The organism is Micromonospora sp. A3M-1-15 (assembly GCF_024213425.1).
Classification (GTDB): domain Bacteria; phylum Actinomycetota; class Actinomycetes; order Mycobacteriales; family Micromonosporaceae; genus Micromonospora; species Micromonospora chersina.
Window position 1 is genome coordinate 109,098 of the sequence record NZ_JANAVK010000001.1, and the last position, 14,303, is coordinate 123,400.

Consider the following 14,303-nt stretch of genomic DNA (forward strand, 5'->3'; position numbering starts at 1 on the left):
CGGTTCCCCGGCGGCCCGTGCGCGTGCGGTCGGTCAGTAGACGCTCACGCCGTAGACGCTGAGCGGCTCGGTGACCGGCTGGAAGTAGGTGGTGCCACCGGAGGAGCAGTTGCCGCTGCCGCCGGAGGTGAGGCCGAGCGCGGTGCTGCCGGAGAAGAGGGAGCCGCCGCTGTCGCCGCCCTCGGCGCAGACGTTGGTCCGGATCAGGCCGTACACGCTGCCCTCGGCGTAGTTCACCGTCGCGTTGGTGGCGCTGACGCTGCCGCTGCGCAGGCCGGTGGTGCTGCCGCTGCGCCGGACGCTCTGGCCGACGTACGCGTTGCCAGCCGTGGTGATGTCCTGGTAGCTGCCGTTGTAGAGGTAGACGTTGCCGGGCGGCGTGCTGCCGTTGGTGTAGCGCACGATCCCGTAGTCGTTGCCCGGGAAGCTGGTGCCGGCACGGCTGCCCAGCACGGTGGTCTGGCTGGAGTTGGAGTACCAGGTCGAGCCCAGGTTGGTGCAGTGCCCGGCGGTGAGGAAGTAGTACGTGCTGCCGCTGCGGACGTTGAAGCCGAGCGAGCAGCGGTACCCGCCGGTGTAGATGGCCTGGCCGCCGGAGAGGCGCTTGCTCAGCACGCCGGGCTCGGACACGATCCGGGTCGCGCCGCCGGTGCGGGCCACCGCGGCCTTGACCTTGTCCAGCTTGGCGCCGGTGACGGTGCTGTCGACGGAGACGACGACCTGGTTGGTGGCCGGGTCGGTCCACCAGGCGGTGCCGGGGATCTTGGCGGACCGCTCCAGTTCGTTGGCGGCGGCCGCGAGCTTGTCGGCGCCCCGGGTGACGAGCTTCGGGGTGGCGCCGGCGGCGCGGACCTGGCGGGCGGCCGCGGCGTCGGTCACCGCGACGACCATGGCGCCGCTGCTGTCGGCGTACGCGCCGGCGGCGCGGTCACCGAGCTTCGTGGCGAGGGCGGCGGCGGCGTCGGGCGACGCGGGCGAGGCGGGGGCGGCCTGGGCGGGTGCGCCGAGCAGCGAGCCGGTGACCAGGGTGCCGGCCATGGCGACGACGGCGGCGCGGCGGAGCATTGACCTCGTGGGTCGCATGTAACAACCTCCGGATGGGGGCGACGGGCACTGTCACGCGGACGCGCCCGGGGACAGCCCGGCCGACCTGGGGAAACCGGCCGGACGACCAAAGTATTCACATATTTAAGATCATGAGCAAGACGTGGCTTTGCCCGAATTCGCAGGGCCGCACGATGTAACCGCGAAGCAACATCGCCGACATCGGCTGTCAGAGCCGGCCGGGGCGCTCAGGCGCGGCGGCGGGCGCCCGGGCCCGGGCGCGGCACCACGTCGCGCGGGTCGGTCACCTCGTGCCCCTCGGCGCAGCGCAGCGCCACCCGGACCTCGGCGCCGCAGTCGCGGTGGGCGACGCTCAACGGCGAGCCGTCCGGGTCGGCCAGGTAGCGGTCGCCCCAGCCGAGCACCGCGACCAGCACCGGCCAGAGGTCGAGCCCCTTGTCGGTGAGCCGGTACTCGTGCCGCAGCCGGCTGCCCGGCTCCCGGTAGGGCTCCCGGCGCAGCACCCCCTGCTCGACCAGCATGGCCAGCCGGTTGGTGAGCACCTGCCGGGGAATGCCGGTGCGCACCCGCATGTCGTCGAAGCGGCGCACGCCGTTGAAGACCTCGCGGAGCACGACCAGGGTCCACCGCTCGCCGAGGATCTCCATGGCGCGGGCGATGGTGCAGTTCTCCACCGACCAGTCCAGTGCCGCGGGTCTCATGCCGACCAGGCTAGGTCTGATTGACAGACTCAGCAACGCGCTGCGAGGCTGAGTCCATGACACAGACGCAGGAGCGCAGCCGCACCTTCACCTGGTCCGACCCCGTCGCCGGGGCCGCGCACATCGGCCGTCGCAGCGGCCTGGAGCTGCTGCGCGCGATGATCGCCGGGGAGCTGGCCGCGCCGCCCGTCATGCACCTGCTCGACATGTCCCGGATGGAGGCCGACGAGGGCCGCGTCGCGGTCGAGCTGGTGCCGCAGGAGTTCCACTACAACCCGCTGGGCACCGTGCACGGCGGCGTCCTCTCCACACTGCTGGACACCGCGGCCGCCTGCGCCGTGCACACCACCCTGCCGGCCGGCGTCGGCTACACCTCGCTGGACCTGAACGTGAAGTTCCTCCGCCCGGTCACGGTCGCCAGCGGCACCCTGCGCTGCGAGGGCACCGTGCTCCAGCGGGGTCGCCGCACCGCCCTGGCCGAGGCCCGCCTGACCGACGCGAAGGCCCGCCTGATCGCCCACGCCACGTCAAGCTGCCTCCTGTTCCCGCTGGACCAACCCGCCTGACCCCCCGCCCGCCGTCAGCGGGTGGCGGCGAGGCGGGCGGCGCGGGCCGCGCGCTTCTCTTCGAACCGGGACGCCTGGGTCTCCAGGGTGTCCAGTTGGGCGGCGATCTGGTCGCGGGCGGCCTCGCCGTCGGCGTCCAGGCCGGTCACCTCGAACAGGTTCCACTGGCGCAGCACCGGGACCACCACCTCGTCCCGGTGCTGGCGCAGGTCGTAGATGCCGGCCAGGGCGATGGCCACCGACTTGCGGGCGAAGCCGTCGATGCCGACGCCCGGCATCTGGAAGTCGGCCAGCACGTCGGCGACGGCCCGCATGGCCTGGCTCGGGGCCAGCTCGACGGCGGCGCCCAGCAGGTTGCGGTAGAAGACCATGTGCAGGTTCTCGTCGGCCGCCACCCGGGCCAGCAGGGCCTCGCAGGTCGGGTCGCCGGTCGCCCGGCCGGTGTTGCGGTGCGAGATGCGGGTGGCCAACTCCTGGAACGAGACGTACGCCAGCGAGTGCAGCACCTCGTCGTCGTGGGTGTTGACGTAGCCCGCCGACATGTGGGTCATCCGGGCCCGTTCGAGGGCCACCGGGTCGACCGCCCGGGTCACCGTCAGGTAGTCGCGGATCGCCGTGCCGTGCCGCCCCTCCTCGGCCGTCCACCGGTGCACCCAGGTCCCCCACGCGCCGTCCCGCCCGAACAGCGTGGCGATCTCGTGGTGGTACGAGGGCAGGTTGTCCTCGGTGAGCAGGTTGACGATCAGCGCGGTCCGAGCCACGTCGGGGATGGTCGAGTCGCCCTCGGCCCAGGGCTCGCCGCCGAGGGGGCCGTCGAAGGTCCGCCCCTCGCTCCACGGCACGTACTCGTGCGGGAACCACTCCTTGGCCAGCGACAGGTGCCGGTCGAGGTTCTTCTCGACCACGGGTTCGAGCTCGCGGAGCAGAGCGGTCTGGCTGAGCACGGTCACGACGATCTCCCTACGGTGGCGTAACTTACGCCACCGTAGGTCCAATCGTCGTCAGGCGCCAGCGGTCGCGGGCCCGACCAGCGGTTTCAGGTCGGCCCGGGGCGGGGTCCACTCCCCCGCTGCGGCGGCCACCTGCTCGCCCGAGCGGATGTCCTTCACCTCGTCGCCCTCGGCCCCGGGGAACCAGACGTACGGGATGCCGCGCCTTTCGGCGTACCGGATCTGCTTGCCGAACTTGGCCGCGCTCGGCGACACCTCGGTCGGGATGCCCCGGGAGCGCAACGCCTCGGCGACCCGGTTGCTGGCCGGCCGCTCCTCCTCGGCGCTCACCGCGACCAGCACGCAGGTCGGCACGTCCCGGGAGACCGACAGCGCGCCCGCGCCGAAGAGCAGGCCGAGCAGCCGGGTCACCCCGATGGAGATGCCCACCCCGGGGAAGCGAGCGTTGCCGGAGCTGGCCAGGTTGTCGTACCGGCCGCCGGAACAGACCGAGCCGAACCGCTCGTAGCCGATCATCTGCGTCTCGTAGACGGTGCCCGTGTAGTAGTCCAGGCCGCGGGCGATCCGCAGGTCGGCCACGCAGAGACCGGGCGAGTGCGCGGCGGCGGTCTCCACCACGGCGGTCAGCTCCGCGATGCCCTCGTCGAGCAGCGGGTCGGTCACCCCTAGGGCGCGGACCGCGTCGGCGAACGAGGCGTCCGGCGCGGAGATCTCCGCGAGGGCCAGGCACGCCTTGGCCTGCGCCTCGCTCGCCCCGGCGGTCTCCGCCAGCAGCTCGGCCACCTTCGCGGGGCCGATCTTGTCGAGCTTGTCGACGGCGCGCAGGGCCGCCTCCGGGTCGGTCAGCCCGACCCCCCGGTAGAAGCCCTCGCAGATCTTGCGGTTGTTCACCTGGATCCGCACCGGCGGGATCGGCAGCGAGCGCAGCGCGTCGCCGATGACCAGCGGCATCTCGGCCTCGTAGTGGGCCGGCAGGGTGTCCCGGTCGACGATGTCGATGTCGGCCTGGAGGAACTCCCGGTAGCGCCCCTCCTGCGGGCGCTCACCCCGCCACACCTTCTGGATCTGGTAACGGCGGAACGGGAACTGGAGCTTGCCGGCGTTCTCCAGCACGTAGCGGGCGAACGGCACGGTCAGGTCGAAGTGCAGGCCGAGCGCGTCGTCGCCGGCCGGCCCGTCGGTGTCGGCCTGGAGCCGGCGCAGCACGTAGACCTCCTTCGAGGTCTCCCCCTTGCGCAGCAGCTGGTCGAGGGGCTCGACCGAGCGGGTCTCCAGCGGCGCGAAGCCGTACAGCTCGAAGGTGGCGCGGATCCGGTCGAGCACGAACTGCTCGATCATCCGCTGGGCGGGCGTCCACTCCGGGAAGCCGGAGATGGGCGTGGGCTTGCTCATGGCGTACTCCCTTGGCAGCCGCGCCCCGCGCGGCAGAGTCTCCGTAGGCGCCGCGCGGACCGCGCGGTGAGGTCGTGGGCCGCGGCCGGGCTACAGGCCGCGGGTGGGCGCCGCCGGGCGCGCGCCGCCGGTCCCCGACACCTCGACGAGGTACGGGTTGGTCACGCGCTCGCGGCCGATGGTGGTCTGCGGGCCGTGGCCGGGCAGGACGACCGTGTCGTCGGCCAGCGGGAGGACCTTCTCCCGGAGGCTGGCCAGCATGCGGGGCATGCTGCCGCCCGGCAGGTCGGTGCGGCCGATCGAGCCGGCGAAGAGCACGTCACCGGAGAGGCAGATCTGCTCGGCCTCCCAGGGCGAGCCGGCGCCGGGCATCCGGAACAGCACCGACCCGCCGGTATGGCCGGGGGCGTGGTCGACGGTGATCTCCAACCCGGCCAGCGACAGGGTCGCGCCGTCGGTCAGCTCCGCCACGTCGTCCGGCTCGGCGTAGGGCAGCCGCCCGCCGAAGAGCTGCGTGAGGTCCATCGAGAGCGCCTTGGACGGGTCGGCCAGCAGCTCCCGGTCCTCCGGGTGGACGTACGCGGGGATGCCCCGCGCGCCGCAGACCGGGGCCACCGAGAAGGTGTGGTCGAGGTGGCCGTGGGTGAGCAGCACGGCGGCCGGGTGCAGGCGGTGCTCGGCGAGCACGGCGTCGAGCCGGTCGAGCACGCCGATGCCGGGGTCGACCACCACGCACTGCTCCCCCGGCGCGGTCGCCACCACATAGCAGTTGGTGCCGAAGGCGTCCGCGGGAAAGCCGGCCACGAGCACGTCCGCTCCCCTTCCGTCCAGGTCGTCGTCCCTGTCAGCAGCCTAGTCGCACGGGCGACCCGGTTTCGCCGACCACCGGCCCCACCAGCCCCGCCCGGCACAGTGACAACGCCCGATAAACCCAGGCCGGACCTCGTACACCACTTTCCCAGCCGGTACCCGTACACTCTGGCGGGCGTGTGGCGTGGCGCACCCTCCCAGCGGACGGGCGGGCAGCGCCCGGCGCTGGCCAGAACCAGGGTAGAGGAAGGGGAGCACGGGTGGCTTCCAGCAGGGACCGGCAGCGCAAACTGGCGCGGGCCAAGCTCGACCGGCAGCTCGCCCGGCGGGCCGCGGCCGTGAAGCGCCGCCGGCAGATCCAGGCCGGTGTCGGCGCCGCCGTGGTGCTCGCGCTGATCGTGGTCGGTTCGGCCTGGGCGCTGGGCGCCTTCGACTCCGAGCCGAAGAAGCAGGCCGCCGAGGACACCTGCCTCTGGACCCCGCAGGACGCCACGGCCAACACCAACCTCAAGGACGTGGGCACCCCGCCCACCACCGGCCTGCCCACCACCGGCACCCGCACCATGACGGTCACCACCAACCAGGGCGGCCCGATCACCGCCGACCTGGACCTGGCCGCCGCCCCGTGCGGCGCGGCCAGCATCTCGTTCCTGGCCGGCAAGTCGTTCTACGACAACACCAAGTGCCACGAGATCACCACCGAGGGGGCGCTGCGCTGCGGCGACCCGAGCGGCAGCGGCATCGGCGGCCCGGCCTACTCGTTCTACAACGAGAACGTCCCCACCGCGCCGGAGGCCAGCCCCTCCGCCTCGCCGGCGCCGGCGCAGCCCCCGGCGTACCCGAAGGGCACGGTCGCCATGATCGGCAACCCGCCCGGCAGCAACGGCAGCCAGTTCCTGATCTTCTTCAAGGACTTCAACCCGCCCACCCCCGGCTACACGATCGTCGGCAAGGTCACCGGCGGCCTCGACGTGGTCGAGAAGATCGGCGCCCTGCCGACCGTGGACAATGGGAGCGGGGCCAAGGTCAAGCCGAAGACGGACGTGGTGATCCAGAGCCTCACCGTCGGCGAGCCGAACGCCGCGCCGGCCGCCACGAGCGCCCCGGCGGCGAGCCCCAGCGCCGGCTGACCCGGCCCGCCCCACCCTGAGCAGCGGCGAGCACCGCCGTACCCGAGAAGCATGTGAGGAGTGACCGTGACGTCCACGAGAGAGCGGCAACGCGCGGCGGCGCGGGCCCGCCTCGAGCGGGAGATGGCCGAACGCGCCGCCAAGGCCCGCAAGCGCCGGCAGACCCAGGCCATCGTCGGCGCCGCGGCCGTGCTGGTGCTCGTCGTGGCCGGCACCGTCTGGCTCGCCACCTCGCTCGGCGGTGACGACAAGAAGCAGAACACCGCCGGCGGCGACGGGTTCTCCCAGTGCGTGTTCAACGAGGTCCCCAAGGAGGGGCGCTCGAAGCAGATCAAGGATGTGGGGCTGCCCCCGACCCAGCAGGCCAACAAGGGCACCCAGACCATGACGATCGACACCAACCTGGGCCCGATCACCGCCAAGATCGACCGCGGCAACGTGCCCTGCACCGCGGGCAGCTTCACCCACCTGGCCAGCAAGGGCTTCTTCGACAACACCAAGTGCCACCGGCTCGTCACCGAGGGCATCAAGGTGCTCCAGTGCGGCGACCCGAGCGCGTCCGGCAAGGGCTGGCGGGAGACCGACGGCACCGGCGGCCCGAGCTACAACATGGCCGAGGAGAACCTGCCCACCGACAAGCGGCCCCCCTACCCGGAGGGCGTCATCGCGATGGCCAACTCCGGCCAGCAGGGCAGCACCGGCAGCCAGTTCTTCATCGTGTACGGCGACTCCCAGCTCGACCCGAACTACACCGTGCTGGGCACGATCACCGGCGGCATGGACCTGGTGAAGCAGGTCGCCGCGGCCGGTGACGACGGTGCCTTCGCCCAGCAGGCCGGCGGCGGTCACCCGAAGAAGGAGATCGTCATCAACAAGCTCAGCATGAGCGACATCCAGGGCGGCTGACCCGCCCGTACGACGCGAAAGCGCCCGCCGGCTGACCGCCGGCGGGCGCTTTTCGGTGTTCCGGGGGCCGGCTCAGGCGCCCGAGGTGACCCGGTAGGCGTCGAAGACGCCGTCGACCTTGCGGACCGCGGCCAGCAGGTGCCCCAGGTGCTTCGGGTCCGCCATCTCGAAGCTGAACCGGCTCACCGCAACCCGGTCCCGGGTGGTGGTGACCGTCGCGGAGAGGATGTTGACCCGCTCGTCGGAGAGCACCCGGGTGACGTCGGCCAGCAGCTTGTGCCGGTCCAGGGCCTCCACCTGGATGGCCACCAGGAACGTCGAGGCGGAGGTGAGCTTCCAGCTCACCTCGACCACCCGCTCGCTCTGCGCCCGCAGGTCCTCGGCGTTGGCGCAGTCGTCCCGGTGCACGCTCACCCCGCCGGAGCGGGTGACGAAGCCGAACACCGCGTCCGGCGGCACCGGGGTGCAGCAGCGGGCCAGCTTGATCCAGACGTCGCTGACCCCCCGGACCACCACGCCCGGGTCGGCGCTGCTCTGCCGGCTGCGCGGCGGCCGGGTGGCGACGGCGGTCTCGGCGATGTCCTCCGCCGCGCCCTCCTCGCCGCCGTACGCGGCCATCAGCTTCTGCACCACCGACTGGGCGGAGACCTGGCTGTCGCCGACCGCCGCGTAGAGCGAGGCCACGTCGGCCAGGTGCAGGTCTCGGGCGATCGCCATGAGCGCGTCCGAGGTGAGCATCCGCTGCAGCGGCATGCCCTGCTTGCGCATCGCCTTGACGATCGAGTCCTTGCCGGCCTCGATCGCCTCCTCCCGCCGCTCCTTGTTGAAGTACTGGCGGATCTTGGTGCGGGCGCGCGGGCTCTTGACGAAGCCCAACCAGTCCTGCGTGGGGCCGGCCGTGTCGGACTTCGAGGTGAAGATCTCGATCACGTCGCCGTTGGAGAGCGTGGACTCCAGCGGCACCAGCTTGCCGTTGACCCGGGCGCCGATGCACTTGTGCCCGACCTCGGTGTGCACCGCGTACGCGAAGTCCACAGGCGTCGACCCGGTCGGCAGCGGGATGACGTCGCCCTTCGGGGTGAAGACGTACACCTCCTGGCTGGACAGGTCGAACCGCAGCGCGTCGAGGAACTCACTCGGGTCGGCCGCCTCGCGCTGCCAGTCCAGCAGCTGGCGCAGCCAGGTCATCTCGTCGATGTGCGCCGGCGGACCGACCACCGGGACGCCCTTGTGCTCCTTGTACTTCCAGTGCGCGGCGATGCCGAACTCGGCGGTGCGGTGCATCGCGTAGGTGCGGATCTGCATCTCCACCGGCTTGCCGGTGGGCCCGATGACCGTCGTGTGCAACGACTGGTACATGTTGAACTTGGGCATGGCGATGTAGTCCTTGAACCGGCCCGGCACCGGCTGCCAGTTGGCGTGGATGACGCCCAGCGCCGCGTAGCAGTCCCGCACCGTGTCGACCAGGATCCGCACCCCGACCAGGTCGTAGATGTCGTTGAAGTCGCGCCCCCGCACGATCATCTTCTGGTAGATCGAGTAGAGGTGCTTCGGCCGGCCGGTCGTCTCCGCCTTGATCTTGGCGGCCTTCAGGTCGGTGGACACCTTCTGGGTCACCTGGCGCAGCAGCGCCTCGCGCTGCGGCTGGTGCTCGCCGATCAGCCGGTTGATCTCCTCGAACCGCTTCGGGAACAGGGTGCCGAAGGCGAGATCCTCCAGCTCCCACTTGATGGTGTTCATACCGAGGCGGTGGGCCAGCGGGGCGAGGATCTCCAGCGTCTCCTTGGCCTTCTGCTCCTGCTTGGGGCGGGGCAGGAAGGTCAGGGTACGCATGTTGTGCAGCCGGTCGGCCAGCTTGATCACCAGGACCCGGGGGTCCTTGGCCATGGCCACGACCATCTTGCGGATCGTCTCCGCCTTGGCCGCGTCGCCCAGCTTGACCTTGTCGAGCTTGGTGACGCCGTCGACCAGCAGGGCCACCTCGCCGCCGAAGTCGGCGCGCATCTGGTCGAGGGTGTATTCCGTGTCCTCGATCGTGTCGTGCAGCAGCGCCGCGACAAGCGTGGTGGTGTCCATGCCCAGGTTGGCCAGGATGGTCGCCACCGCGAGCGGATGGGTGATGTAGGGGTCACCGGACTTGCGGTACTGACCCGAGTGCCACCGCGCGGCCGTGTCGAAGGCGCGCTGGAGCAGCCGGGCGTCGGCCTTGGGGTGGTTCTCGCGGTGGGTGGAGATCAGCGGCTCCAGCACCTCGCTGACCTGCGAGGTCTGCCAGGGCGCGTTGAACCGGGCCAGCCGGGCGCGCACCCTCCGGCCGGTCGGCGCGTTGGAGAGGGCGAAGCCGCTGGCGGGCGAGGGGTCCGCCCCGGCGTCGGTCGGGAACGGCACCACGACCGCGCCGCCGTCCGCCTGCCCGTCGGGCCCGCTGCCGGGTCCGGTCACCCGGGCCGGCGGGTTGCCGCCGCTCCGCTCGGTCACCGAGCCGTCCGCGTCGCCTGTCGGGTGCACCGTGCCCTCCACCGGAGGGACGACATCGTGGGACACCGGCCTCCTCACCGCTCGCCGGGATGCGCCGGCCGTCCGGCCGACATCCTGTCCAACCGGCCGAGGGGCCGGAGTTGTTCCGCGCCGGTCACCGGGGGCCTCGCGGCCCCGGCGGCCCCGCACCGCCGGACGGTCACCCGCCCGGTCAAGCAAAGGGCAATGCTACCCGTACGCAGGGTACGCCGCCGCTCCGCCGGACGGACCGCGCCGGGTCGGCCCGACGGGCCGGCGGGTCAAACGGTCAGCAGGGCATGGACCGGACGCGGGGCGAGCCGCTCCCGCCCCTTGAGGAAGCCCAACTCCATGAGCACCGTGAAGCCGGCCACCGTGCCGCCGGCCCGCTCCACCAGGTCGAGGGTGGCCTCGGCGGTGCCGCCGGTGGCGAGCACGTCGTCCAGGACGAGGACCCGGCGGCCGGCCGTGAAGGCGTCCTGGTGCACCTCCAGCGTCGCCTCGCCGTATTCGAGGGCGTAGGAGGCCGAGTGGGTGGCCCGGGGCAGCTTGCCGGCCTTGCGCACCGGCACCACACCCACCCCGGTGGCGTACGCGACGGCCGCGGCCAGCACGAACCCGCGCGCCTCGATGCCGACCACCGCGTCGAACGAGTCCCGCCCGTGGTACGCGATGATCCCGTCGATCACCTCACGGAAAGCCGTGCCGTCGGCGAAGAGCGGCATCAGGTCCTTGAACATGACACCGGGCTTCGGGAAGTCCGGCACGTCCAGCACACGGCTGGCGACCAGTCGGGCGACCTCCGGGCCGCTGTCTCCCCGTACCCCGGTGGTGTGGGTCTCCGTCACGGTACGTCCCATGTCCTCTCGAACGACGGCGGCGTCCGTCATGCCGCTTTCACAGCATGGCGGACGCCGTCCGGTCGATCCCTACCGGGTGGGTCAGCGGCGCTTGCCGCCACCGGGCCGGTTGCCCCCGCCGCCGGCGGGACGCCCGCCCCGGGCGCCGGTGGGGCGCTTGGCGCCCGGCCGGGCGCCGACCTTCGGTGCGGCGCCGGCCAGGGCGGCCGCCTCGGGGTCGATGGTCTCCTCGGCGGTGGCCGCGGCGGCCCGCGGCGCGCCCTTCGGGGTGACCTCGCCGCGGGCGATGGCGCCCCGGCGGGCCAGCACCCGCTTGTTGTGCGCGCTGATCCGCGGGTCCTGGTTCTTCAGCAGCACCAGCAGCGGGGTGGCCAGCAGGATCGAGGTCAGGAAGGCCACCGCCATACCGACGAAGAGCACCAGACCCAGGTCCTTCAGGGTGCCCGCGCCCAGCAGGCCGGCACCGATGAAGAGCAGACCGCCGACCGGGAGCAGGGCGACCACCGAGGTGTTCAGCGACCGCATGAGGCTCTGGTTCAGCGCCAGGTTGGCCGCCTCGCCGTAGGTCTGGTTGTTGTTGGCGGTGATGCCCCGGGTGTTCTCCTGGACCTTGTCGAAGACCACCACCACGTCGTAGAGCGCGAAGCCCAGGATGGTGAGGAAGCCGATGATCGTCGACGGGGTGACCTCGAAGCCGACCAGCGAGTAGATGCCGGCGGTGAGCAGCAGGTTCGTGAAGAGCGACGCGATCGCGGCGGCCGCCATCCGCCACTCGAAGCGGAGGATCAGGTAGATCGCCACCACCGCCACGAAGATCACCAGGCCGAGCAGGGCGCGGGAGGTCACCTGACTGCCCCACGCCTCGGAGACCTGGCTGCCGCTGATCTGGTCGGGCTGGATGCCGAACGACTGCGCCATCTCGGTCTTGACCTGGTTGGCCTGCTCCGCGGTGAGCTGCCCGGTGCGCAGCTCGTAGTACTCGCCGCTGGTGCTGCCGACCTTCTGGGCGGTGACCACCTCGGCGCCGCCGCCCTTGGCCGCGAGCGCCGCGTCGACCTTCGCCTCGGCCTGCTCCAGCGTGCCGACGCTTGCCGGCACCTGGAACGAGTTGCCGCCGGCGAACTCGATGCCGAGCTTGAAGCCGCTGATCGCGAAGCTCAGCACCGCGATCAGCACCAGCACGCCGGCCACGCCGAACCAGAGCTTGCGCTTGCCGACGATGTTGAGATCAGCCTCGCCCCGGTAGAGCCGGGCGGCCAGACCACTCTTAGCCATCTCAGGCCTCCTTGACGCGCGGGTTGCGGCCGGTGCCCGCCTCGGCCGAGCGGGCCGGGAGCGCCCGGCCCAGGCCGCTGACCCGCGGGGACAGGAACGCCCGGGTGCGGGCGAACATCGTCATGATCGGGTGGCGGAAGAGGAACACGACGACCAGGTCGAGGATGGTCGCCAGGCCGAGCGCGAAGGCGAAGCCCTTCACCGCGCCGACCGAGACGATGTAGAGCACCACGGCCGACATCAGGGTGATGGCGTTCGCCGAGATGATCGTCCGACGGGCCCGGACCCACGCCCGCGGCACCGCGCTGCGTGGGCTGCGCCCCTCCCGGATCTCGTCCTTGAGCCGCTCGAAGTAGATGACGAACGAGTCCGCCGCCACACCGAGTGAGACGATCATGCCGGCGATGCCGGCGAGGGTGAGCGTGAACCCGATCGACCGGCCGAGCACCACCAGCGCGCCGAAGACCAGCAGCGCCGAGAGCACCAGGCTCAGGAAGATGACCGAGCCGAGCAACCGGTAGTAGAAGAACGAGTAGATGATGACCAGCAGCATGCCGATGCCGGCCGCCAGCAGGCCCGCCTTGAGGTGGCTGTCGCCCAGGGTCGCGGTGACGTTCTGCTGCTCCTGCGGCTCGAAGGTCACCGGCAGGGCGCCGTAGCGGAGCTGGCTGGCCAGCGCGTTGGCGCTCTTGTTGTCGAAGCTGCCGGTGATCTGTGAGTCACCGGTCAGCACGCCCTGGATCTCCGGGGACGAGACGATCTCGTTGTCCAGCACCACGGCGACCCGGCACTTGCCGTCCTGGCCGAGCGCGGTCTGGTCGCAGGCCTGCCCCTCGTTGGTGAACGCCTCGCGGGTCAGCGCGGTCCACTTCTCCTGGCCCTTGCCGGTGAAGTTCAGGCTGACCACCCAGGCGCTGGTCTGGTCGAGCTGGGCGGAGGCGTTCTTGACGTCGGTGCCCAGCACCTTGGCCTTGTCGAGCAGGTACTTGGCGCCGGACTCGCAGGCGACCGCCTGCTGGTTCTCGTCCTTGATCGACGCCGCCGGCCGGTCGTCGAGCTGGGCGCAGGTGATGGTCGGGACGTTGAACTGCATCCCGACCGGCAGCACCGCCACTTCCTGCGGGGAGAGCGTGCCGAACGGCTTGAGCTTGGCGGCCAGCGACGGGTCGGCGGTCAGGTCGGCCGGCGCCTGGAGGCCGGACGCGGCGGCCCAGGCGGCCGCACCCACCTTCTGCTCGATGGCCTTGCGCTGCTGCTCGACGCTCTGCGGCACCGGTTCGGCGCTCGGGCTCGGGCTCGCGGCGCTCGGCGTCGCCGACGGGGTCGGCGCGGCGGCGCTGGCGCTCGGCGTCGGGGCCATGCCGCCCTGCCCGCCGGCGCTCGGCGACGCGGTCGCCTTGGGGGCGCTGCCGGAGGGCTTCGGGGTGGCGCTGCCCGACGGAGCCGGGGTGGCGCTGCCCGACGGAGCCGGGGTGGCGCTGCCCGAGGGAGCCGGGGTGGCGCTGGCGGTCGGGGCCGGCGCGGCGGCGGCGCCGCTGCCGTCGGTGGCCTTGAGCACCTTGCGGAAGCGCAGCTCGGCGGCCTCACCGACGTCCGTCAGGTCCCGGTTCTGGCCGGGCAGGGAGATGACGATGTTCCGGTTGCCCTCGGTGACCACCTCGGCCTCGGCCACGCCGAAGGCGTTGACCCGGTTCTCGATGATCTGCCGCGCCTCCTCCAGGTTGGCGGCGGTCGGGGGCTTGCCGTCCACGGTGTTGGTGGCCTCGAGCGTCAGCCGGGTGCCGCCGACGAGGTCCAGGCCGAGCCGGGGCTCCAGCCGATCCTTCCAGCCACCGCTGGCGCCGCCCGAGAAGAACACCAAAAGATAGAGGACGACGAAGATGAACCCGAGCACGGCGAGCTGCCGTCCGGGCCGCATCTGTCCCTGAGGTGGTGCCACGGCTGTCCTGTCTCCCTGTACGGTCGCGCCGCTTCGGCAGCGGCGAGATGGTCGGGCCGGGGGTGTCCGCCCGACTGCTCCGGGGGTCGGCGCCGCCGGACGGCACGCCTCCCCGGCGCACGACGCGGCGGCGTCGCGCGGGGTACCTCGCGTGCCGGCGTCGGACGCCGACCCAACTATCCACTTGTGTGAGTGAATCCGCTGCCCCGTCCG

Annotated in this window: 12 protein-coding genes; 3 read left to right on the forward strand and 9 right to left on the reverse strand. The window is 72.0% G+C overall.

The features are described 5' to 3' along the window. Window positions 1-33: 33 nt before the first annotated feature. Together NLX85_RS00530 and NLX85_RS00535 are read right to left on the reverse strand one after the other, a co-directional pair. Window positions 34-1,083, reverse strand: coding sequence for a S1 family peptidase (locus NLX85_RS00530; protein WP_254331053.1), 1,050 nt, complete (start codon window positions 1,081-1,083; stop codon window positions 34-36). Between the two features lie 209 nt (window positions 1,084-1,292). Continuing rightward, complete coding sequence (locus tag NLX85_RS00535) at window positions 1,293-1,766, reverse strand: helix-turn-helix domain-containing protein (protein ID WP_254331054.1); 474 nt, start codon at window positions 1,764-1,766, stop codon at window positions 1,293-1,295. A 56-nt stretch (window positions 1,767-1,822) separates the two neighbouring features. On the opposite strand from NLX85_RS00535, the gene NLX85_RS00540 reads away from it, so the two are divergent. Beyond that, a complete protein-coding gene (locus NLX85_RS00540; RefSeq protein WP_254331055.1) occupies window positions 1,823-2,332 on the forward strand; it encodes a PaaI family thioesterase in 510 nt (169 codons plus the stop codon). Window positions 2,333-2,346: 14 nt separating this feature from the next. Here NLX85_RS00540 and NLX85_RS00545 read toward each other — a convergent pair whose 3' ends face one another. From NLX85_RS00545 to NLX85_RS00555, 3 genes are all read right to left on the reverse strand, one after another. Beyond that, the gene (locus tag NLX85_RS00545) at window positions 2,347-3,282 is read right to left on the reverse strand and encodes an acyl-ACP desaturase (RefSeq protein WP_254331056.1); all 936 of its coding nucleotides are present in this window, start codon (window positions 3,280-3,282) and stop codon (window positions 2,347-2,349) included. 51 nt (window positions 3,283-3,333) lie between these two features. Further along, a complete protein-coding gene (gene hisS / locus NLX85_RS00550; RefSeq protein WP_254331057.1) occupies window positions 3,334-4,674 on the reverse strand; it encodes a histidine--tRNA ligase in 1,341 nt (446 codons plus the stop codon). A gap of 90 nt (window positions 4,675-4,764) precedes the next feature. Beyond that, window positions 4,765-5,484 carry an MBL fold metallo-hydrolase gene (locus tag NLX85_RS00555; protein WP_254331058.1) on the reverse strand — a complete coding sequence of 240 codons (720 nt, stop codon included), beginning with the start codon at window positions 5,482-5,484 and terminating at the stop codon, window positions 4,765-4,767. Window positions 5,485-5,744: 260 nt separating this feature from the next. Here NLX85_RS00555 and NLX85_RS00560 point away from each other — a divergent pair, with 260 nt between their 5' ends. Both NLX85_RS00560 and NLX85_RS00565 read left to right on the forward strand, forming a co-directional pair. Next, window positions 5,745-6,614 (forward strand): peptidylprolyl isomerase, encoded by an 870-nt coding sequence (locus NLX85_RS00560; protein WP_254331059.1) that lies wholly within the window; start codon window positions 5,745-5,747, stop codon window positions 6,612-6,614. Between the two features lie 66 nt (window positions 6,615-6,680). Then, window positions 6,681-7,520, forward strand: a complete 840-nt coding sequence (locus tag NLX85_RS00565) for a peptidylprolyl isomerase (protein WP_254331060.1) — start codon at window positions 6,681-6,683, stop codon at window positions 7,518-7,520. A 72-nt stretch (window positions 7,521-7,592) separates the two neighbouring features. On the opposite strand, the gene NLX85_RS00570 is transcribed toward NLX85_RS00565, so the two are convergent. The 4 genes from NLX85_RS00570 to secD form a co-directional block, all read right to left on the reverse strand. Next, complete coding sequence (locus NLX85_RS00570; RefSeq protein WP_374628038.1) at window positions 7,593-10,064, reverse strand: bifunctional (p)ppGpp synthetase/guanosine-3',5'-bis(diphosphate) 3'-pyrophosphohydrolase; 2,472 nt, start codon at window positions 10,062-10,064, stop codon at window positions 7,593-7,595. Between the two features lie 233 nt (window positions 10,065-10,297). After that, window positions 10,298-10,864, reverse strand: a complete 567-nt coding sequence (locus NLX85_RS00575; RefSeq protein ID WP_254331061.1) for an adenine phosphoribosyltransferase — start codon at window positions 10,862-10,864, stop codon at window positions 10,298-10,300. Between the two features lie 93 nt (window positions 10,865-10,957). Then, on the reverse strand, window positions 10,958-12,151 hold the full coding sequence (secF, locus tag NLX85_RS00580) for a protein translocase subunit SecF (protein ID WP_254331062.1): 1,194 nt from the start codon (window positions 12,149-12,151) through the stop codon (window positions 10,958-10,960). A 1-nt stretch (window position 12,152) separates the two neighbouring features. Continuing rightward, window positions 12,153-14,090, reverse strand: coding sequence for a protein translocase subunit SecD (gene secD, locus NLX85_RS00585; protein WP_254331063.1), 1,938 nt, complete (start codon window positions 14,088-14,090; stop codon window positions 12,153-12,155). Between the last annotated feature and the right edge of the window lie 213 nt (window positions 14,091-14,303).